The sequence below is a fragment of the Variovorax sp. UMC13 genome, from assembly GCF_014170375.1.
GTDB lineage: Bacteria > Pseudomonadota > Gammaproteobacteria > Burkholderiales > Burkholderiaceae_C > Variovorax.
Genome location: NZ_LZZW01000002.1, coordinates 84,040 through 102,464, shown reverse-complemented (window position 1 = coordinate 102,464; position 18,425 = coordinate 84,040). Strand labels below are relative to the sequence as shown.

Sequence of the window (18,425 nt, the reverse complement as noted above, 5' to 3'; positions counted from 1 at the left end):
GTGAGCATCTGCTTGGCGCCGAGCCAGATGAGCAGCGCGAAGACGGCGAACACCCACTTGGGGGTATGGAGGATGACTTGCATCAGCATGGTGGTACTCCGTGAAAGGAAGGATCGGGGACAGGTGGAAGGGCGGGAAGCGATGGAGCGGACTGTGCCGCGAAGCCCCGACGCCCGCCATCGCCGTGAACGGCGGGTAAAGCGCCGACCGCCGGCCGCCGCCGGCCGCAACTGGCGCCGCGAGGCATCCGTTCGCGCCGCCAGCCGGCATTCCGTCGCACGGCGATGGCGGGCGTCGGGGCTTCGCGGCACAGTCCGCTCCATCGCTTCCCGCCCTTCCACCTGTCCCCGATCCTTCCTTTCACGGAGTACCACCATGCTGATGCAAGTCATCCTCCATACCCCCAAGTGGGTGTTCGCCGTCTTCGCGCTGCTCATCTGGCTCGGCGCCAAGCAGATGCTCACCAACAGCGTGGGCCTGAACCGCGTCACCCTGATGCCCGTCGTCATGGGCGCCCTGTCGCTCTACGGCGTGATCTCGGTCTTCGGCGACGCCGTGGGCGCGCTGCTCGGCTGGGCGGTGGCCGTGGCCGCGATGCTGGCCCTGCTGCTGCAGCGCCCGCTGCCCGCCACCACCCGCTACGACGCGGCGGCGCGCCGCTTCCACCTGGCCGGCAGCCCGGTGCCGCTGATGCTCATGATGGGCATCTTCCTGACCAAGTACCTGGTGGCCATCGCCCTGGCCATGCACCCGGAATTGAAGCACCAAGCCACCTTCGCCGTGCTGCTGCCCATGCTCTACGGTGCCTTCACCGGCGTCTTCGCGGCCCGCGCCGTGCGCCTGTGGAAGCTGGCCATCGCGACCGATTCGATCACCGCCGGCGCCCGCGCGGCCTGACAATCCCGCCACCGTCCCACTGCCAGGAAGTGCCATGAGCGTGCTCTTGCTGATCCTCAAGCTGGCCGTCACCGTGGTGCTGGTGGCCTCGATCGCCGAGGCGCTGGTGCTGTCGTGGCGCCATGGCTGGCGCAGCTACGACTGGAAGGCGTCCGCCATCTCGGTGGTCGACTTCCTGGTGCGCGAATACCCGCTGCGCTGGCTGCTGCCGCTGGCCTTCTGGACCGGCGCCATGGAGTGGTTCTACGCCCACCGCCTGCTCACGCTGCCGATGGACCACTGGACCGGCTGGGCCGCCTGCTTCATCGGCCAGGAGTTCTGCTACTACTGGTACCACCGGTCGGCGCACCGGGTGCGCTGGTTCTGGTGCACTCATGCCATCCACCATTCGCCCAACCAGCTCAACCTGTCGGCCGCCTACCGCTTCGGCTGGACCGGCAAGCTCACCGGCACGCTGGCCTTCTTCATGGTGGCGCCCCTGCTGGGCATGCCGCCGCGCGTGGTGCTGCTGATGTTCACGCTGAACCTGCTCTACCAGTTCTGGATCCACGCCACCTGGATCCCGCGCCTCGGGCCGCTCGAGTGGGTGTTCAACACCGCCTCGGCGCATCGCGTGCACCACGCCTCGAACCTCGAATACCTGGACGGCAACTACGGCGGCGTGCTGATCGTGTTCGACCGCCTGTTCGGCACCTACATCCCCGAGCGCGCCGACCTGCCCTGCCGCTACGGGCTGGTGCGGCCGATCACCTCCCACAACCTGCTGGAGATCGAGTTCTCGCAATGGCGCGCGCTGTGGCGCGACCTGGCTTCGGCACGCTCGGCGCGCGCCTTCCTGGGCTACCTGGTCAAGCCGCCGGGCTGGCGGCCCGACGGGCCGGGCGAGACCACCGAGGAACTGCGCCAGCGCGCGGCGAGCCCGCGCGAGGCGCCCGCCACCGAGCCACCGCTCGGCACCGGGCTGGGCGTCGAGCGCAGCTGACCCCGCCTCCATTCCCCACCCCTTATGCTGAGGAGCATCGCCATGGCCTACCCCGCTTCGAACCCCACCCGTCCCGACCTCGAGCGCGCCGCCCGCCGCCGCGCCGGCGCCAAGATGGGCTGGTACATCCACGCCTTCGTCTACGTGCTGGTCAACCTGGGCCTGGTCACGCTGTCGGCCGCCAACGGCCACAGCTGGGCGGTCTATCCGCTCATGGGCTGGGGCCTGGGCCTGCTGGTCCATGGCGCGGTGGTCTGGCTGCTCGCGCCCGGCGGCGGCCTCTACGACCGGCTGCTGGAACGCGAACGCCGCGCGTTGCGCGCCGGGGACCGCGGATGAGCCTGGCCGCGCCGAGCGCCACGCCGCCTTCCCGGCGCCTTGCCGAAGACCTGCGGGACATGCTGCGGCACGGCCTGGTCACCGCCGTCTTCTGCTGCCTGATCGCGATTGCGCTGACCGTCACCAAGGGCGGCGGCTGGGCGAACCACCTGGTCTACTCCCTGTCGATCGGCACCATCAGCTGGCTGTTCATCGACGGTTGCCGGCTGCTGCTGACGCGGGGCCGCGAGATCCGCTGGCCGCTCGGCGTCAGGGGCTACCTGGTGGTGGTCGTCGGCGTGACCCTGGGCTTCCTGGGCGGCAACCTCATCGGCGACGCCTGGATCGGCGCACCGACCTTCGATTTCCTGGACTTCGCCGGCCACAAGCTGGCCACCGCGATCGTCATCACGATCACCGCCACGGTCGGCATGTGCTTCTATTTCTACAGCCTGGGCAGGAGCAAGCACCTGCTGGGCCAGATCGAACAGGCCCGGCGCGACGCCACCGAGGCCCGGCTCAAGCTGCTCGAAGCGCAGCTCGAGCCCCACATGCTGTTCAACACCCTGGCCAACCTGCGGGTGCTGATCACGCTCGACCCGCCGCGCGCCGTGACCATGCTCGACCGGCTCAACAGCTACCTGCGCGTCACGCTGTCGGGCTCGCGCGCGCTGTCGCACCCGCTGGGGGCCGAGTTCGACCGGCTGGGCGACTACCTCGAGCTGATGGCCGTGCGCATGGGCCCGCGGCTGCGCTACACGCTCGACCTGCCGGCCGCACTGCGCGAGGTGCCCGTGCCGCCGCTGCTGCTGCAGCCGCTGGTGGAGAACGCCATCCGGCACGGCCTGGAACCGCAGGTCGAGGGCGGCGAGATCACGGTGCGCGCGCGGCGCGAGGGCGCGCGGCTGGTGCTGGAGGTGTGCGACACCGGCCAGGGCCAGGCGTCGGGTGGCGCGCCGTCGGAGGGTGGCGGCTTCGGCCTGACGCAGGTCCGGGAAAGGCTGGCGACCCTGCATGGCGACGATGGCGTCCTGCAGCTGCACCCCTTGCGCGAAGGCGGCACCTGCGCGAGCATCTCGTTCCCCCTGACGCCATGAATCCGACCGCCCTGATCGCCGAAGACGAGCCCTTGCTCGCCCAAGCCCTGCGCGCAGAGCTGGCGCTCGCCTGGCCCGAGTTGCAGGTGGTCGCCGCCGTGGGCGACGGCCTCAGCGCGGTGCGCGAAGCGCTGCGCCTGCTGCCGCAGATCCTGTTCCTGGACATCCGCATGCCTGGCCTCGACGGGCTGGCCGCCGCCGCCGAGCTGGCCGACAGCTGGCCGACCGACGAGGCGCCGCTGCCGCAGCTGGTATTCGTCACCGCCTACGACGAGTACGCGACCCGCGCCTTCGACGCCCAGGCCATCGACTACATCCTCAAGCCGGTGCAGCCCGAGCGGCTCCAGCGCACCGTCGCCCGCCTCAAGGAGAGCATGGCGCTGCGCCGCTCGACCGCCGTGCCCGGCGAAGACGTGCTGGCCAGCACGCTGGCCCAGTGGCGCCGGTTGCTCAACGCGGCCGGCGACCCGGCCGGCACGCCGCTCAAGTTCATCACCGCCAGCGAGGCCGGCTCCTCGGGCGCGACCGTGCACATGGTGCCGATCGACGAGGTCCAGTATTTCGAGGCCGCCGACAAGTACGTGCGCGTGCTCACCGCGACGCGCGAGTACCTGATCCGCACCCCCCTCAAGCAGCTGCTGCCGCAGCTCGACGCCAACGCCTTCCGGCAGGTGCACCGCGCGGTGGCCGTGCGCACCGACGCGATCGCCTCGGTGCACCGCGACGACGCCGGCAAGCTCTCGCTCACGCTGCGCGGCCGCAGCGAGGCGCTGCCGGTGAGCAGGCTCTACGCCCACCTGTTCCGCGCGATGTAACGCCCAAGAAAAAGCCGGCCTCGAAAGGCCGGCTGCTGGCGGGCGCGTTCAGGCGCCCCCCGGATGCTGGCGGCTCAGCGCCAGTCGCGACGACCGTGGTCGTGGCGGTAGTAGCCGCCGCCCCGGTAGTAGTTGGGCGCCGGACGGTAATAGACCGGCGGCGGTGCGTAATAGACCGGAGCAGGACGGTAATACACCGGCGGCGGCGCGTAATAGGTGGGCGGCGGTGCATAGTAGGTCGGCGGCGGGGCGTAGTAGGTGGGCGCGGGGGCGCCGAAGACCACGCCGGGCGTGTTGATGCCGATGGACCAGCTGACGTCGCCACGGGCGCTGGCGGCCGAGGCGCCGAACAGCGCGGCGGCGGCCACCGCACCGGCGGCGGCCCACTTGAAGAAGGTAGAACGTGTGAGGCTCATGACGGGACTCCTGTGAAAACGGGGCGGTCGGCGGCGGGATGCCGGGGAATCGACCGGGGGCGACAACCGCCCATGCCTGTATTGAACGCGTCAGGCGTTAATCAGGTTCACTCGGCATCGTGAAGTTCGTTGCCAAAGGTAACGCCCGGACCCGCCGCCTAGAATGATCCCATGACCTCCCCTGTAGACAAAAGCGGCAACAAAACGCCCGCGGCCCCCAGCAATTTCCTGCGCCACGTCATCGAAAACGATCTCGAGCAGAAGACCTATGCCCAGCGCCAATGGGGCGGCTCGCCCGGCGACGCCGCCCACCACGCCCAGGGCATGGCCGACCCGGCCCAGGTCCGCATGCGCTTCCCGCCCGAGCCCAACGGCTACCTGCACATCGGCCACGCCAAGAGCATCTGGCTGAACTTCGAGATGGCCAAGGAATACGGCGGCGTGTGCCACCTGCGCTTCGACGACACCAACCCCGAGAAGGAAGAGCAGGAGTACGTCGACTCGATTCGCGAAGCCGTGCAATGGCTGGGCTACGAGACCTACCTGGCCGACCGCCCCAGCGCGCCGGGCACCCTGCAGCCGCACGAGTACTTCGCCAGCAACTACTTCGACTTCATGTACCGCGCGGCCGAGTACCTGGTCGAGGCCGGCCTGGCCTACGTCGACGAGCAGACGCCCGACGAGATGCGTGCCAACCGCGGCGACTTCGTCACGCCCGGCACCGACAGCCCCTTCCGCAGCCGCACGCCGGCCGAGAACCTGGCGCGCTTCCGCGCCATGCGTGACGGCCAGCTCGAGGACGGCGCCGCGGTGCTGCGTGCCAAGATCGACATGGCGAGCCCCAACATCAACATGCGCGACCCGGCGCTCTACCGCATCCGCCGGGCCACCCACCACAACACCGGCGACACCTGGTGCATCTACCCGATGTACACCTTCGCCCATCCGATCGAGGATGCGCTGGAGCAGATCACGCACTCGATCTGCACATTGGAGTTCGAGGACCAGCGTCCGTTCTACGACTGGCTGCTCGACCGCCTGGCCGAGGGCGGCCTGATCGCCAGCCCGCACCCGCGCCAGTACGAGTTCGCGCGCCTCAACGTGACCCACGTGATCACCAGCAAGCGCAAGCTGCGCCAGCTGGTCGAGGAAGGCCACGTCGACGGCTGGGACGACCCCCGCATGCCCACCCTGGCCGGCCTGCGCCGCCGCGGCTACACGCCCGAAGCCTTGAAGCTCTTCTGCGAACGCAGCGGCGTGACCAAGTCCGGCGGCTGGATCGACTACGCGAGCCTGGAGGCCGCGCTGCGCGACACGCTGGACCCGATCGCCCCGCGCGCCATGGCCGTGCTGGACCCGGTCAAGCTGGTGATCACCAACTGGGGCGAGCTCATGGGTGGCGACGCCGTGCTCGATGACTGCACCGCGCCCCTGAACCCGCGCGACGCCGCCGCCGGCCTGCGCCAGTTCAAGATCGGCCGCGAGGTCTGGGTCGAGCGCACCGACTATGAAGACGTGCAGCCCAAGGGCTTCTTCCGCCTGTTCCCGGGCAACAAGGTGCGCCTGAAGTACGGCCACACCATCGAATGCACCGGCGCCACGCGCGACGCCGACGGCCAGCTGCTCGAGATCCAGGCCACGCTGGTGCCCGACACCAAGAGCGGCACGCCGGGCGCCGACGCGGTCAAGGTCAAGGGCAACATCACCTGGGTCGCGGTCGCCGATGCGCTGCCGGCCGAGGTGCGCCTCTACGAACGCCTGTTCGCGGCCGAGAAGCCGGGCAGCGGCGAGCTGCTGGAAGAACTCAACAAGAACAGCCTGAGCACCATCACGGCCTTCGTCGAGCCTTCACTGGCGGGCGCCGAGGCGGGTGGCGCGGGCTTCCAGTTCGAGCGCCACGGCTACTTCGTGGTCGATTCGAAGGCCAGCGCCAGCGGCGCGCGCGTGTTCAACCGGGCGGCGGGGATGCGGGACGGCTGGGGGAAGTGAATGGCGTGCGGTGAGGCGTGCCTTTCGGCCGTGTCACCCCACAACAGGCCATCGCGTGCAAGAGCGCGATGGCCTGCACCTCAAGCGGTCGGCGTTGCCGCTTGCAGCGATGGCAGTCGAGCATCCAATCGAGCCATCGCCCCGCGCCACTCCTCCGCCACCGCCGCCTCCCCCCGCACCATCCCCTGCAGCGCAAAGAAGTGCAGGCTGCGCAGCCCGATGGTGGCCAGCGCCGCCTTGAGGTAGGGCGTGAGGAAGTCCGGCTGGCGCGCATGTTCGCCCAGGTAGAGGCCGCCGGACGCGACGGCCACGTACACCGGCCGGTCGGGCAGCAGCCCCTGCTTGCCCTCGGGCGTGGGCACGAAGGTGCGGCCGATGCGCAGCACGTGGTCGATCCAGACCTTGAGCGAGGACGGCACGGTGTAGTTGTGCATCGGCGTGCCGATCACGACGGCGTCGGCCTGTTCGAGCTCGGCGATCAGGTGGTCGGAGCGCGCCAGCGAACCCGGCGCCGCCACGTCGGGCCGGGCACCGGCGAGGGTGTAGGCATAGTCGCTGTCGACCTGTGGCAGCGGCACGCTGGCGAGGTCGCGCACGCGCACCTCGGCCTCAGGGTGGCTTGCCGTCAGGCGCTCGACGATCCGCGAAGAGAAACGCGTGCTGTGCGAGCCCTCGGCGCGCGGGCTGCAGACGATGTGCAGGATCTTCTTCATGCTTCGGCTCCAGTCGTGCCCAGCGTGCGGCCGAAGCGGATCGCCTCGGTCAGCAGGCCCTGGCGGAAATAGAAGCGCTGGGCCAGCGCGTTCGACAGGCCGGTGTCGAGCACGAAGCGCACGCAGCCGGCCTCGTCCGCGATGCGCGTGGTGGCCTCGATCAGGCGTGCGCCCCATTGCGTGCCGCGCGCCGCTTCGTCGGTCACCAGGTCGTCGACGTAGAGAAAACGGCCGCCGTAGACCAGGTTCTCCTGCAACCGGTAGCCGGCCAGCGCGCGCGGGCTGTCGCCCTGCCAGACGGCGAGCAGGCGGTAGCCGTCGGCCCGCATGCGGCGCACGCGGGCGATGAAGTCGTCGGGGCCCTGCAGGTGCGGTCGCAGCTGCTGCATCACGGGCCAGCAGGCGCGCAGTTCGGCATCGGTCTCGGCGTGGCGCAGGGTGGCGTCGATCGGTCGGGAGGAAAGAGGGGTGGCTTGGGTCATGCAGCGACTCTAGGCAGCCGACCCCGGGCGCGGTAGAGCCAAGAACGCGCTTTCGCGACTGGGCCATGGCGGCGCCAGCGCGCGCTCCCGCTCAGGCGCTGCGCTTTTTCGCGGGCTTCGGCTTGACGGACGACGCGTTGAGCGCCACCGCCTCGCCCACCAGCGCCTTGAACGCCGCCGCATCGACCTGCTCGCCCTCGGCGATGTCGATCGCGCGGCGCACGTTCCCATCGAGGCTGGCGTTGAACAGCCGCGCCGGATCCGCGAGCGAGGCGCCCTTGGCGAAGGTGAGCTTCACGACCTTCTTGTAGGACTCTCCCGTGCAGAGGATGCCGTCGTGCGACCACACCGGCGTGCCCCGCCACTTCCACTCCTCGACGACCGCGGGGTCGGCCTCGTGGATCAGCTGGCGCATGCGCGCCAGCGTCTGGCCGCGCCAATCGGCAAGCTCGGCGATGCGCTGGTCGATGCGCGCCGAGGCGTTCGGGTCGGGGTCCGGATTGGTCATGGGGTCTCCTGCGGGCAAGGCGCGAACACGTGGGCGCGATGGTACGGCGCCCACCGCCACGGCTGCAAAACCCCGGCCGGGACGAAACACCGGCGGCCATGCAGAATTCGACACAGCAGCAGCGGCCAACGCTGCCTCCGGCTCCTTTCTTCCTGCCCCACGCCCACACCATGACCCTCGACCTCTCCGCCTTCCCCATCACGCAGAAGTGGCCCGCCCAGCACCCGGAGCGCCTGCAGCTCTACTCGCTGCCCACGCCCAACGGCGTGAAGGTCTCGATCCTGCTGGAGGAGCTGGGCCTGCCCTACGAGCCGCACCTGGTGAGCTTCGAGACCAACGACCAGCTGTCGCCGGCCTTCCTCTCGCTCAACCCGAACAACAAGATCCCCGCGATCATCGACCCGGACGGCCCCGGCGGAAAGCCGCTGGCGCTGTTCGAATCGGGCGCGATCCTGTTCTACCTGGCGGAGAAGACCGGGCGCTTCCTGCCCGCGGATGCCGCCGGCCGCTACGAGGCACTGCAGTGGGTGATGTTCCAGATGGGCGGCATCGGCCCGATGTTCGGGCAGCTCGGCTTCTTCCACAAGTTCGCCGGCAAGGCCTACGAGGACAAGCGCCCGCGCGACCGCTACGTGGCTGAATCGAAGCGGCTGCTGGGCGTGCTGGAGCAGCGCCTGACGGGCCGCGACTGGCTCCTGGGCACCGACTACAGCATCGCCGATATCGCGACCTTCCCCTGGGTGCGCAACCTGATCGGCTTCTACGAAGCGCGCGAACTGGTGGGCTTCGAGAACTTCCCCAACGTGAGCCGCGTGCTCGAGGCTTTCGTGGCCCGGCCGGCGGTGGTCAAGGGGCTGGGAATTCCGGCGCGCGGCTGAGCGCGGCACGGCGCCGAAACACAAAAGGGACGCCAACCGGCGTCCCTTTTTTTTCGATCGGGGAACGGGCAGGCCGCTCAGGCCGGCACCGCCTCCACGCCCGTTCGGTCCCAATGCCGGTGCTTGGCGATCGCCGCCACGAAGCTCGCGGCGATGTCGGTGGCGGCCGTGGTGTCGCCCAGGTTGGTGACCGGCGTCGCCGCCACCACCACGCCAGCCGGCGCGGCGGAGTCCGCCGTCACGCCCAGCGTGGCCAGCAGCTGCACGCCCTCGCCCACCGCGCAGATGGCTTTGCAGTGCTTGTACGCCTCGAGCACGAAATGCACCGCGTCGCCGTTCTGTGACATGGCGTTTGCCCCGTCCTTGCCGGCCGGCAGCAGCACCGCATCGAACATCACCGAAGGCATGTTGGCGAAGGTGGCGTCGACGTCGATCTGGCGCTTCGAGGCGCTGGCCACCGTGCCCAGGCGCGGGCCGACCACCTTGCAGGTCGCGCCGGCGCTCTCCAGCGCCTCGCGGATCGGCTTGAGCGAGGCGGAGTCCACGCCATCGGCGACCAGGATCGCGACCTTGCGGGTCTTGATCGAGCCGTCGCCGGTGTCGACCATGCGCAGCGCGGGCGACTCCTCGATGGCCGAGGCGATGCGGTGGTCGCGGAAGCCCGGCCGGCCGGCCGCGGCCTTGGCGTCGGGGGCGCCGATGCCCAGCGGCTCGGCCACGCGCCGCGCCAGCTTCTCGTCGACGTGCGCGAGGTTGTCCACCATGCGCTGGCGGATCGCGGGCACCTCCAGCTTCGACAGCTCGAAGCGGAAGGCCGCGACGATGTGTTCCTTCTCGGCCGTGCTCTGGCTGTTGAAGAAAAGCCGTGCCTGCGTGAAGTGGTCGTCGAAGGAAGCGCTGCGGCGCCTTACCTTGGGCGCCTCGATCGCCTCGGGGTACGACTGGAAGCCGCCGCTCTCGCCATCGACGCGGTACTCGGCGCCGTTGCCCAGGGTGTTGGGCTCGTAGGCCACCTGCCCGCGCGCAATGGTCTGGCGGTGCATGCCGTCGCGCTGGAAGTTGTGGAAGGGGCACACGGCCTTGTTGATCGGCAGCTCGTGGAAGTTGGCGCCGCCCAGTCGCGAGATCTGCGTGTCGGTGTACGAGAACAGCCGGCCCTGCAGCAGCGGGTCGTTGCTGAAATCGATGCCCGGCACCACATGGCCCGGATGGAAGGCCACCTGCTCGGTCTCGGCGAAGAAGTTGTCGGGATTGCGGTCCAGCACCAGCCGGCCGATCTTCTGCACCGGCACCAGCTCCTCGGGGATCAGCTTGGTCGGGTCCAGCAGGTCGAAGCCCAGCGAGTGCTCCTTGTCCTGCGGGATCATCTGCACGCCCAGTTCCCACTCGGGGAAGTCACCGTTCTCGATCGCGTCCCAGAGGTCGCGCCGGTGGAAGTCGGCGTCCTTGCCGGCGATCTTCTGCGCCTCGTCCCAGGCCAGGCCGTGGATGCCCAGCTTGGGCTTCCAGTGGAACTTGACGAAGTGCGACTCGCCACGCGCGTTGACGAAGCGGAAGGTGTGGACGCCGAAGCCTTCCATCATCCGGTAGCTGCGCGGGATGGCGCGGTCGCTCATGGCCCACATCAGCATGTGGGTGCTCTCGGGCATCAGCGAGGCGAAGTCCCAGAAGGTGTCGTGCGCGCTGGCCGCCTGCGGCATCGCATGGTGCGGCTCGGGCTTCACCGCGTGGATCAGGTCGGGGAACTTCATCGCGTCCTGGATGAAGAAGACCGGGATGTTGTTGCCCACCAGGTCGTAGTTGCCTTCGCGGGTGTAGAACTTGACCGCGAAGCCGCGCACGTCGCGCACCGTGTCGGCCGAACCGCGTTCGCCGGCCACGGTCGAGAAACGCACGAAAACGGGCGTCTTCTGGGCCGGGTCCTGCAGGAAGTCGGCGCAGGTGAACTGCGACATCGACTTGTAGACCTCGAAGTAACCGTGAGCGGCAGAGCCGCGCGCATGCACGGCGCGCTCGGGGATGCGCTCGTGGTCGAAGTGGGTGATCTTCTCGCGGAGGATGAAGTCCTCCAGCAGCGTCGGGCCGCGCACACCCGCCTTGAGCGAGTTGTGGTTGTCGGGAATGTGCAGGCCCTGGTTGGTCGTGAGCTGCGCCGCGCCCTCCTGGGTGAAGCCCGCCAGCTGCATCTGCTTGCCGTTCGGGCCGTCGCCGGCCTTCGGACGGCGGTTGGCCGCAGCCCTGTTTCTTGGAGTCATTCCGAATCCTCGGGATCGTGGGTAAGGCGCCTCACGGCGCGAAAAAAACTCAGTTGGTTTCGGCGTCGAGGACGATGTCCAGCGCATTCACCAGGGCGACGAGGCCGATGGTGCCGGCCAGCGCCGCCACCGACCAGATCAGGAACTCGTCCATGAAGGGGCTGTTCAGCAGATCGACCAGGTTGGAAAGCGCCATGTTTTTGCCTCGTTGGGATGAAGGGCGTCGAGACGGCAGGTTGGCCTGCGGTCCGACGGATCGATTGCGTCGACCCGAAGGAGCGTAGGGCCGGCCACCCGTTTTCCCCGTAGTGGCCGCGCGCTCGGGTCTGTAGGCGCGCAGGGGCGAAAACGGTAGGTGTGCACCGACGCAGCGTCTTCGGCCTACGCAATGACGGGCTGCAATGCGGCGCGCGAACGCGTCCGTCGCTACGATGGATCGAAGCGGGCACCGAACATGCTTCAGCATTTCCCACCACTCCACTCTTCTTGCGAAGCGACGCCATGCTCATCCAGATCGGCTATGACATCGAAATCGGCGTCAGCGCGCCCACCGCGCTCCTCTACATGCTGCAGGTCCATCCCTCGCGCGCGGCGGACATCCAGACGGGCGAGCACATCACGATCAGCCCGCCGCTGCGCACCGACCACTACCAGGACAGCTTCCACAACCACTGCGCGCGGGTGCATGTGCCCGAGGGCGTGCAGAGCGTGCGGCTGCGCAACCATGCGGTGGTGTACGACCCGGGCTGGCACGACCCGATCGACTACGGTGCCGTCGGCCATGCGCCGGCCGACCTGCCCGTGGCCACCCTGCCCTTCGTGCTGCCCAGCCGCTATTGCGAGGTCGACAGCGAGCTGCTGGCCTTTGCCTGGGCCCAGTTCGGCGGCGTCGCGCCGGGCTGGCACCGGGTGCAGGCGATCTGCGACTTCGTGCACAACCACCTGCGCTTCGACTACCAGCAGGCGCGCGCCACGCGCACCGCGCTCGAGGGTTATCGCGAGCGCGTGGGCGTGTGCCGCGACTTCACGCACCTGGCGATCACGCTGTGCCGCTGCATGAACATCCCGGCGCGCTACGTGACCGGCTACCTGGGCGACATCGGCATCCCGCCCGTGCCCTACCCGATGGACTTCAGCGCCTGGTTCGAGGTCTACCTGGGCGACCGCTGGCACACCTTCGACGCGCGCCATAACACGCCGCGCATCGGCCGCATCGTGATCGCGCGCGGCCGCGATGCCGCCGACGTTCCGATCACCATGGTGTTTGGCGCCAACACGCTGCAGCGCTTCGAGGTCACGACCTTTGAAGTGACGGGCTGAGGCCGATCAGGCGGGCTCGTCGGGCACGAAGCCCACGACCTTCATCGGTGCGGCCAGGCCCTTGCGTCCGCGCTCCCAGTCGGCCCAGGGCATGTTGCCGACCGCGAAACGCTCGGGCGCCGAGCGCAGGTTCCAGTGCGCACCCGAGCGCAGCGTGGGCAGCTCGTCCCAGGCCACCGGCACCGACACGCCCATTCCCGGACGCGCACGCACCGACCAGGCGCTCACGGTGGTGGCACCGAAGCCGTTGCGCAGGTAGTCGACGAAGATCTTGCCCACGCGATTGCGCGGACCGCTCTTGGCCACGAATCGCTCGGGAATGGTCCGGGCCAGGTGCACCACCAGCGCCTGCGAGAAGGACTTGACCGCATCCCAGCCGTAGTGGCGGCGGATCGGCACCACCACGTGCAGGCCCTTGCCGCCGCTGGTCTTGAGGAAGCCGACCAGCCCGACCTCCTCGAGCAGCGTGCGCGCCAGCAGCGCGGCCTCCTGCATGCGCTCCCAGGGCACGCCCTCGCCGGGATCGAGGTCGAAGGTCATGCGGTCGGGTTGGCCGATGGCCTTCGACACCGCGTTCCAGGTGTGGAACTCCACCACGTTGAGCTGCGTGGCCGACAACAGCCCTTCGCCGCGGTCGATCTGCAGCAGCGGATCGTGGTCGGGGTCGAGCGCCGGGTCGAGCAGCGTGATGCCCGGCATCTCCGTGCTTTTGGCATGCTTCTGGAAGAACAGTTCGCCGCCGATGCCTTCGGGCGCGCGCACCAGCGAGACCGGCCGGCCCTTGAGGTGCGGCAGGATCAGGGGCGCGGCCTTGGCGTAGTAGGCGACCAGCTCGCCCTTGGTCGCGCCGCTCTGGCTGTCGATCACGCGCTCGGCGTTGGTGACCCGCGGCATCCTGGCCGCGGTGCTGCTTTTCGATGTCATGGCCATTTCCTTGACGGGCACCGCCTGTTCGCGCGTCACCTCACGCGCCGGCTTGTCGCTGCGCAGGCCCTGGAACACGCTGTGGCGCACCCGATGCTCGCGCGTCCATTCGCCGAAGGCGATCTCGGCCACCAGCTGCGGCCGGACCCAGTGCGCCTTCACGCTGCGCGGGACGCCGTGCGCGCCCTCGGCGAAGGGCGAATGCGCACTCGCGAGCGCATCGAGCTTCGCCTTGATGTCCGCGAGCCGCGCGCCGTCGAAGCCCGTGCCCACGTTGCCGCAGTAGCGCAGTGCGCCGTCCGCGTCGTGCACGCCCAGCAGCAAGGCACCGAAGCCCGCGCGCGAACCCTTGGGCGCGGTGTAGCCGCCGATCACGAATTCCTGGCGCTGCTGGCTCTTGAGCTTGATCCAGTCGGGCGAGCGGCGCGAGACATAGCCCGAACCGCGCCGCTTGCCGATCAGCCCCTCGAAGCCCAGCGCGCTGACCGAGGCCAGCAGGTCGCGCGGCGGCGCGTCGAAGGCCTCGCTGAAGCGCAGGCGCGGCGCGAGCTCGTCGGTCAGCAGCGGCGCCAGGCGCGCGCGCCGTTGCTCCACCGGCAGCGTGCGCAGGTCTTCGCCGTCCAGCCAGGGCGCATCGAAGAGCCAGTAGACGATCGAGGCGGTGGCGCGCTGGTCGAAGGCGTTTTGCAGCGCCTGGAAGTCGGGCCTGTCCTGCGCGTCCTGCACCACGATCTCGCCGTCGAGCCAGGCCGAGCGCACATCGAGCGTTGCCAGTGCGCGCGCCAGCTCGGGCAGTTTTTCGGTCCAGTCGTGGCCGTTGCGGGTGAAGCAGCGCACCGTGCCCTTCTCGATCCGGGTCAGCAGCCGGTAGCCGTCGAACTTGAGTTCCCAGAGCCATTCCTGCGGCGTGGGCGGCGGCGCCGTGGCCAGCGTGGCGAGCTGGGGGGCGAAGCTTTCGGGCAGCGCGGTCGCCGTTGCGCGGCGGCGCGGGGTGGTTTTCTTCGCGGCGGGGGTGGGCCTCTTCGCCGCCGCGGCCGCGGGCTTCGATAGGGGTGCGGTGATCACGCTGTCGGGCAGCGCCTCGGTCACGTCGTAGTCGTCGAGCGGCCGCGCCGCGGCGTCCTTCTCCTTGATCAGCAGCCAGGCCTCCTGCTTCTCGCCCTTGCCCTTCATGCGCACCAGCGTCCAGTGGCCCTGCAGCTTCTCGCCCTGGAGCGCGAACTTGAGCTTGCCCGCGGCCAGCGCCGCACGCGCGTCGCCCTCGGCCTGCCAGGTGCCGCGGTCCCAGACGATGACCGTGCCGGCGCCGTACTGGCCCGGCGGGATCGTGCCCTCGAAGCCGCCATACGACAGCGGATGGTCCTCGACCAACACCGCCATGCGCTTGACGTGGGGGTCCAGGCAGGGGCCCTTGGGCACGGCCCAGCTCTTGAGCGTGCCGTCGAGCTCGAGCCGGAAGTCGTAGTGCAGATGGCTCGCGTGGTGCTTCTGGACCACGAAGGACAGGATGCCCTTGCCTGCCTTGCCGCCTGTGCGCGGCTCCGGCGTCTTGCTGAAGTCGCGCTTGCGGTGGTAGTGCGCGAGCGCCTCCTTCGCACCCATGGCGGCTCCGCGTCTCAGGCCGCGCGGCGGCGGGCCGGGGCCTTCTTGGCCGCGGCGGTCTTGCGCGCGGGCTTCTTGCGCGCGGCCGTCTTCGCGGCAGGCGCTTCTTCCTCGTCGTCTTCGGGTGGCGCGGCCGCCGCCTTGGCACCCTTGCGCAGGCTGCGCTGCAGCAGTTCGGTGAGGTCGATGATCTTGGCGCTGCCGCGGCCGTCTTCCTCGGCCGACTCGGGCTGGGTCACGGTCTCGGTGTCGCCCGCCGCCACCTTGCGGTCCACCAGCCGCATGATCTCGTCCTTGAACGAGTCCTTGAATTCGTCGGGGTCCCAGTCCGAACTCATGTCCTTGACCAGCTCGCCCGCCATCTTCAGTTCGCGCTCGGTCAGGCCCGCGGCCTTGGCGCCCTCGGCCGGCAACGGCAGGTCCTTCCAGGGCCGGATGTCCGCGCCCCAGCGCAGCAGGTTGAGCACCAGCCCGGGCCCGGCCGGCACCAGCACCGCCAGGTGCTGCTTGGTCTGGATCACCACGCGCGCGATGCCGACACGGCCGGTGCGCTGCAAGGTCTCGCGCAGCAGCGCATAGACCTTGGCGCCGCGGTTGATCGGCGCCACGTAGTAGGGGCGCTCCAGATAAACGAAGGGGATGCTGTCGGCCGGCACGAAGGTCTCGATCTCGACCGTCTGCGTGGTCTTGGGATAGGCGGCGGCGATCTCGGCGTCGGTCAGCACCACGTACTGGCCGTCCTCGTAGGCGATGCCCTTGACGATCTGCTCGCGCGCGATCTCCTTGCCGGTCTTCTTGTTGATGCGCTTGTAGCCCACCGGGTCCATGGTGCGCTTGTCGAGCCAGTCGAAGTCGATGCTGTGGTCGGTGGTGGCCGAATAAAGCGCGACCGGGATGTGCACCAACCCGAAGCTGATCGCGCCTTTCCAGAGCACACGGGGGGTCGACGATTTGGCGGCAGCGGGCATGGCGGGATTCCTCCAGCCTGCAAGCTAGCCCGGCGCTCCGGCCGCGCATGTAGGAACCCGGCCTCCCCCGTCGTGGGGTGGCGCCGATGCGCTAGAGGCTGCGCTCGCTCGCCACCGCGAAGTAGAACCACTCGGTGCCGGGCAGCGCCTCGGTGTTGGGAAACACCAGGAAGCCGTCGCGCTCGGCGCGCAGCACGCTGCCGTCGGCGCGCACGCCAATGGCCTCGCCCTGCGCCACCGCGTCGAAGGTGGCCCATTCGCGCACGAACTGATCGTCTTCGTGGGCGCGGTCGGTCACGCTGACCAGCCGCAGCAGCGCGGGCTGTGGCGGCGCCACCGGGGCCGGCGCATCGACCATGCCGAGCAGGCGCAGCGCCGAATGGATGGCCGCGTGGGCCACGTCGGGCGCGGCCGGGTCGGTGTGCTGCCCGCATTCGAGCGTGACGCCGTAGCCGCCCTGGCTGCGCATGTACTCGTTGGTGCCCCAGCCGAAGGCCAGCGCCGCCTCGTCGGCCGGCTGGCCGCCGGCGCGCTGCGCCAGGCCCGCGGCATAGATGTCGAGCCAGCCCTCGACCACGCGCGGCGTGCCGATGTGCAGCGCCAGCTGGCCTTCCTCGAAGGCGCGGGCGAAGGGCTCGAGCGTGCCGCTGTTGTTGCGCGGGCCGATCATCGAAAAAGCCTCGCCCGCGCTCTGGAAGGAATGCAGGTCGAGCAGCACCTCGTGGCGCGCGAGCAGCGGGCACAGCAGGTTGGTGAGCCGCGCCTCGTGGTCGGCCGGCACTTCGCTGGGCCGGAAGGAGCGGTTGAGGTTGCGCTCGCCCTCGCGCCGCAGCAGCCGCCGCGCCAGCGGATTGGCCACCGGCACCAGCGTGAGTTCGCCGCGCGCCAGCCGCAACGCGCCGCCGTCGAGTTCGGCACGCAGGCGCTCGATGCCCACGGTGCCGCAGGTTTCGTCGCCGTGCACGCCGCCGAGCACGATCAGCCGGGGGCCGGGCTCGGTCGAGACGAAGCTGTGGATGCGAAGGAGGTCGTCGGGCGGAAAGGAAGGCATCGCCAGCGATCCTACAGCGCGCGGCTGGGCGGTCCTACCGGGCTTTTCCGAGGACCGGGCCATAACCGAGCTATAGGCGAAAGCCCAAGGAGCACCGCATGACCGCCACGAAGAAGACCCCGCCGAAGCCCGAGGACGGCAAGACCCGCGCCACGCAGGACGGCGAATCCTCGCCGCGCCTGCCGCACGAGCGCGACGAGTCCTCCGACAGCCAGCGCAACAGCGACGGCACCGCCACTGACGTGGGCAAGCGCGCGCACGACGACGTGGAGCGCGGCGCGGTCGACACCGACCGCGGACCGGTGACGGACCGCGTCTACAACGACAAGGTCAAGCGCTGAGCGCCACACCGTAGCGTTCGGCCGGCGTCGGGCGCGACAGGTTCGGGCCCAGCGCACGGCGGGCGGCGTCGGCACGTTCCCAGTCCGCCACGTCGGGCAGCGAGGGGATGGTGATCAGCTCGCGCCGGTCGAAGCCGACCAGTGCGGCGTCGACCATGTCCTCGGCGGACATCACGATGCCTTCGGGCAGGTGTTCCACCGGCACGCCCGCGATGCGCCAGAAGTCAGTATGCGTGGCGCCGGGCAGCACGGCCTGCACCTGCACGCCCTTGTCGCCCACTTCGTGGTGCAGCGACTGGCTCAGGTTGACCACGAAGGCCTTGCTGCCGCTGTAGACCCCGTTGAGCAGCTCGGGCGCCAGCGCCACGATCGACGCGATGTTGATCACCGCGCCCCGGCCGCGCGCCACGAAGCCCGGCACGGCCGCGCGCGTGAGCCGCGTCAGCGCCAGCACGTTGAGCAGCAGCATTGCATCGAGCGACTCCGGCGTCGATTGCACCAGCGGCGCGGTCGCGCCCACGCCGGCGTTGTTGACCAGCAGCGAAATGCCGGCGTCGCTTTCGAGCCTGGCCTCGACGCGGCGCAGGTCGGCCGTCTGCGTGAGGTCGGCCACCAGCACTTCGGCCTCGACGCCGTGCGCGGCCTTCATGCGCGCGGCGAGTTCGGCCAGGCGGCGCGCATCGCGCGCCACCAGCACCAGCGGATGGCCGCGGCGGGCGAGCCGGTCGGCGTAGACGGCGCCGATGCCCGACGAGGCACCGGTGATCAGGGCCTTGCCCAGCGGGGTTGCGGAAGTGTTCATGAGAGATGTCCTTGATGAGCGGTCGGGATTGACAAGGCTCTATTGGCTCACTTAGGCTCATGTCCTG

General features: G+C 69.7%; 19 protein-coding genes. 9 read left to right on the top strand and 10 right to left on the bottom strand.

The features are described 5' to 3' along the window. Positions 1 to 375: 375 nt before the first annotated feature. From A9977_RS00780 to A9977_RS00760, 5 genes are read left to right on the top strand one after another with little or no spacing between them, the layout of a single operon-like run. Positions 376 to 897, top strand: a complete 522-nt coding sequence (locus A9977_RS00780; RefSeq protein WP_183022952.1) for a DUF6622 family protein — start codon at positions 376 to 378, stop codon at positions 895 to 897. Between the two features lie 34 nt (positions 898 to 931). Beyond that, positions 932 to 1,879 (top strand): sterol desaturase family protein, encoded by a 948-nt coding sequence (locus tag A9977_RS00775; RefSeq protein WP_183022951.1) that lies wholly within the window; start codon positions 932 to 934, stop codon positions 1,877 to 1,879. A 42-nt stretch (positions 1,880 to 1,921) separates the two neighbouring features. Then, positions 1,922 to 2,218, top strand: coding sequence for a 2TM domain-containing protein (locus tag A9977_RS00770; RefSeq protein WP_183022950.1), 297 nt, complete (start codon positions 1,922 to 1,924; stop codon positions 2,216 to 2,218). Further along, the gene (locus A9977_RS00765) at positions 2,215 to 3,294 is read left to right on the top strand and encodes a sensor histidine kinase (RefSeq protein ID WP_259651751.1); all 1,080 of its coding nucleotides are present in this window, start codon (positions 2,215 to 2,217) and stop codon (positions 3,292 to 3,294) included. The genes A9977_RS00770 and A9977_RS00765 overlap by 4 nt, the downstream gene beginning before the upstream one ends. Further along, positions 3,291 to 4,109 (top strand): LytTR family DNA-binding domain-containing protein, encoded by an 819-nt coding sequence (locus A9977_RS00760; RefSeq protein WP_183022949.1) that lies wholly within the window; start codon positions 3,291 to 3,293, stop codon positions 4,107 to 4,109. The genes A9977_RS00765 and A9977_RS00760 overlap by 4 nt, the downstream gene beginning before the upstream one ends. Before the next feature lie 74 nt (positions 4,110 to 4,183). Here the strand turns inward: A9977_RS00760 and A9977_RS00755 are convergent, their stop codons facing one another. After that, positions 4,184 to 4,525: a hypothetical protein gene (locus tag A9977_RS00755; protein ID WP_183022948.1), complete on the bottom strand. Its 342-nt coding sequence runs from the start codon at positions 4,523 to 4,525 to the stop codon at positions 4,184 to 4,186. A 171-nt stretch (positions 4,526 to 4,696) separates the two neighbouring features. Between A9977_RS00755 and A9977_RS00750 the strand changes: the two genes are divergently transcribed. After that, the gene (locus A9977_RS00750) at positions 4,697 to 6,514 is read left to right on the top strand and encodes a glutamine--tRNA ligase/YqeY domain fusion protein (protein WP_183022947.1); all 1,818 of its coding nucleotides are present in this window, start codon (positions 4,697 to 4,699) and stop codon (positions 6,512 to 6,514) included. Positions 6,515 to 6,594: 80 nt separating this feature from the next. Here A9977_RS00750 and A9977_RS00745 read toward each other — a convergent pair whose 3' ends face one another. The 3 genes from A9977_RS00745 to A9977_RS00735 form a co-directional block, all read right to left on the bottom strand. After that, positions 6,595 to 7,227, bottom strand: a complete 633-nt coding sequence (locus A9977_RS00745) for an FMN-dependent NADH-azoreductase (protein ID WP_183022946.1) — start codon at positions 7,225 to 7,227, stop codon at positions 6,595 to 6,597. Then, positions 7,224 to 7,709, bottom strand: a complete 486-nt coding sequence (locus A9977_RS00740; protein WP_183022945.1) for a GNAT family N-acetyltransferase — start codon at positions 7,707 to 7,709, stop codon at positions 7,224 to 7,226. The genes A9977_RS00745 and A9977_RS00740 overlap by 4 nt, the downstream gene beginning before the upstream one ends. Before the next feature lie 91 nt (positions 7,710 to 7,800). Continuing rightward, complete coding sequence (locus tag A9977_RS00735; RefSeq protein WP_183022944.1) at positions 7,801 to 8,217, bottom strand: DUF1801 domain-containing protein; 417 nt, start codon at positions 8,215 to 8,217, stop codon at positions 7,801 to 7,803. Between the two features lie 170 nt (positions 8,218 to 8,387). On the opposite strand from A9977_RS00735, the gene A9977_RS00730 reads away from it, so the two are divergent. After that, entirely contained in the window at positions 8,388 to 9,095 is a 708-nt protein-coding gene (locus A9977_RS00730; protein WP_183022943.1) for a glutathione S-transferase N-terminal domain-containing protein, read from the top strand. Between the two features lie 77 nt (positions 9,096 to 9,172). On the opposite strand, the gene katE is transcribed toward A9977_RS00730, so the two are convergent. Together katE and A9977_RS00720 are read right to left on the bottom strand one after the other, a co-directional pair. Next, entirely contained in the window at positions 9,173 to 11,350 is a 2,178-nt protein-coding gene (gene katE, locus A9977_RS00725) for a catalase HPII (RefSeq protein ID WP_183022942.1), read from the bottom strand. Positions 11,351 to 11,399: 49 nt separating this feature from the next. Continuing rightward, positions 11,400 to 11,546 carry a hypothetical protein gene (locus tag A9977_RS00720; RefSeq protein WP_183022941.1) on the bottom strand — a complete coding sequence of 49 codons (147 nt, stop codon included), beginning with the start codon at positions 11,544 to 11,546 and terminating at the stop codon, positions 11,400 to 11,402. A 305-nt stretch (positions 11,547 to 11,851) separates the two neighbouring features. Here A9977_RS00720 and A9977_RS00715 point away from each other — a divergent pair, with 305 nt between their 5' ends. Further along, entirely contained in the window at positions 11,852 to 12,670 is an 819-nt protein-coding gene (locus A9977_RS00715; RefSeq protein ID WP_183022940.1) for a transglutaminase family protein, read from the top strand. A 6-nt stretch (positions 12,671 to 12,676) separates the two neighbouring features. Here the strand turns inward: A9977_RS00715 and ligD are convergent, their stop codons facing one another. The 3 genes from ligD to A9977_RS00700 form a co-directional block, all read right to left on the bottom strand. Further along, the gene (gene ligD / locus A9977_RS00710) at positions 12,677 to 15,196 is read right to left on the bottom strand and encodes a DNA ligase D (RefSeq protein WP_183022939.1); all 2,520 of its coding nucleotides are present in this window, start codon (positions 15,194 to 15,196) and stop codon (positions 12,677 to 12,679) included. Positions 15,197 to 15,210: 14 nt separating this feature from the next. Then, the gene (locus A9977_RS00705) at positions 15,211 to 16,164 is read right to left on the bottom strand and encodes a Ku protein (RefSeq protein ID WP_183022938.1); all 954 of its coding nucleotides are present in this window, start codon (positions 16,162 to 16,164) and stop codon (positions 15,211 to 15,213) included. Positions 16,165 to 16,255: 91 nt separating this feature from the next. Further along, positions 16,256 to 17,215 carry a succinylglutamate desuccinylase/aspartoacylase family protein gene (locus A9977_RS00700; RefSeq protein ID WP_183022937.1) on the bottom strand — a complete coding sequence of 320 codons (960 nt, stop codon included), beginning with the start codon at positions 17,213 to 17,215 and terminating at the stop codon, positions 16,256 to 16,258. A 98-nt stretch (positions 17,216 to 17,313) separates the two neighbouring features. Here A9977_RS00700 and A9977_RS00695 point away from each other — a divergent pair, with 98 nt between their 5' ends. Further along, positions 17,314 to 17,556 carry a hypothetical protein gene (locus A9977_RS00695; RefSeq protein WP_183022936.1) on the top strand — a complete coding sequence of 81 codons (243 nt, stop codon included), beginning with the start codon at positions 17,314 to 17,316 and terminating at the stop codon, positions 17,554 to 17,556. On the opposite strand, the gene A9977_RS00690 is transcribed toward A9977_RS00695, so the two are convergent. Next, positions 17,546 to 18,358 (bottom strand): SDR family oxidoreductase, encoded by an 813-nt coding sequence (locus A9977_RS00690; RefSeq protein WP_183022935.1) that lies wholly within the window; start codon positions 18,356 to 18,358, stop codon positions 17,546 to 17,548. The two genes, A9977_RS00695 and A9977_RS00690, sit on opposite strands and share 11 nt — an antisense overlap. Positions 18,359 to 18,425: the final 67 nt, after the last annotated feature.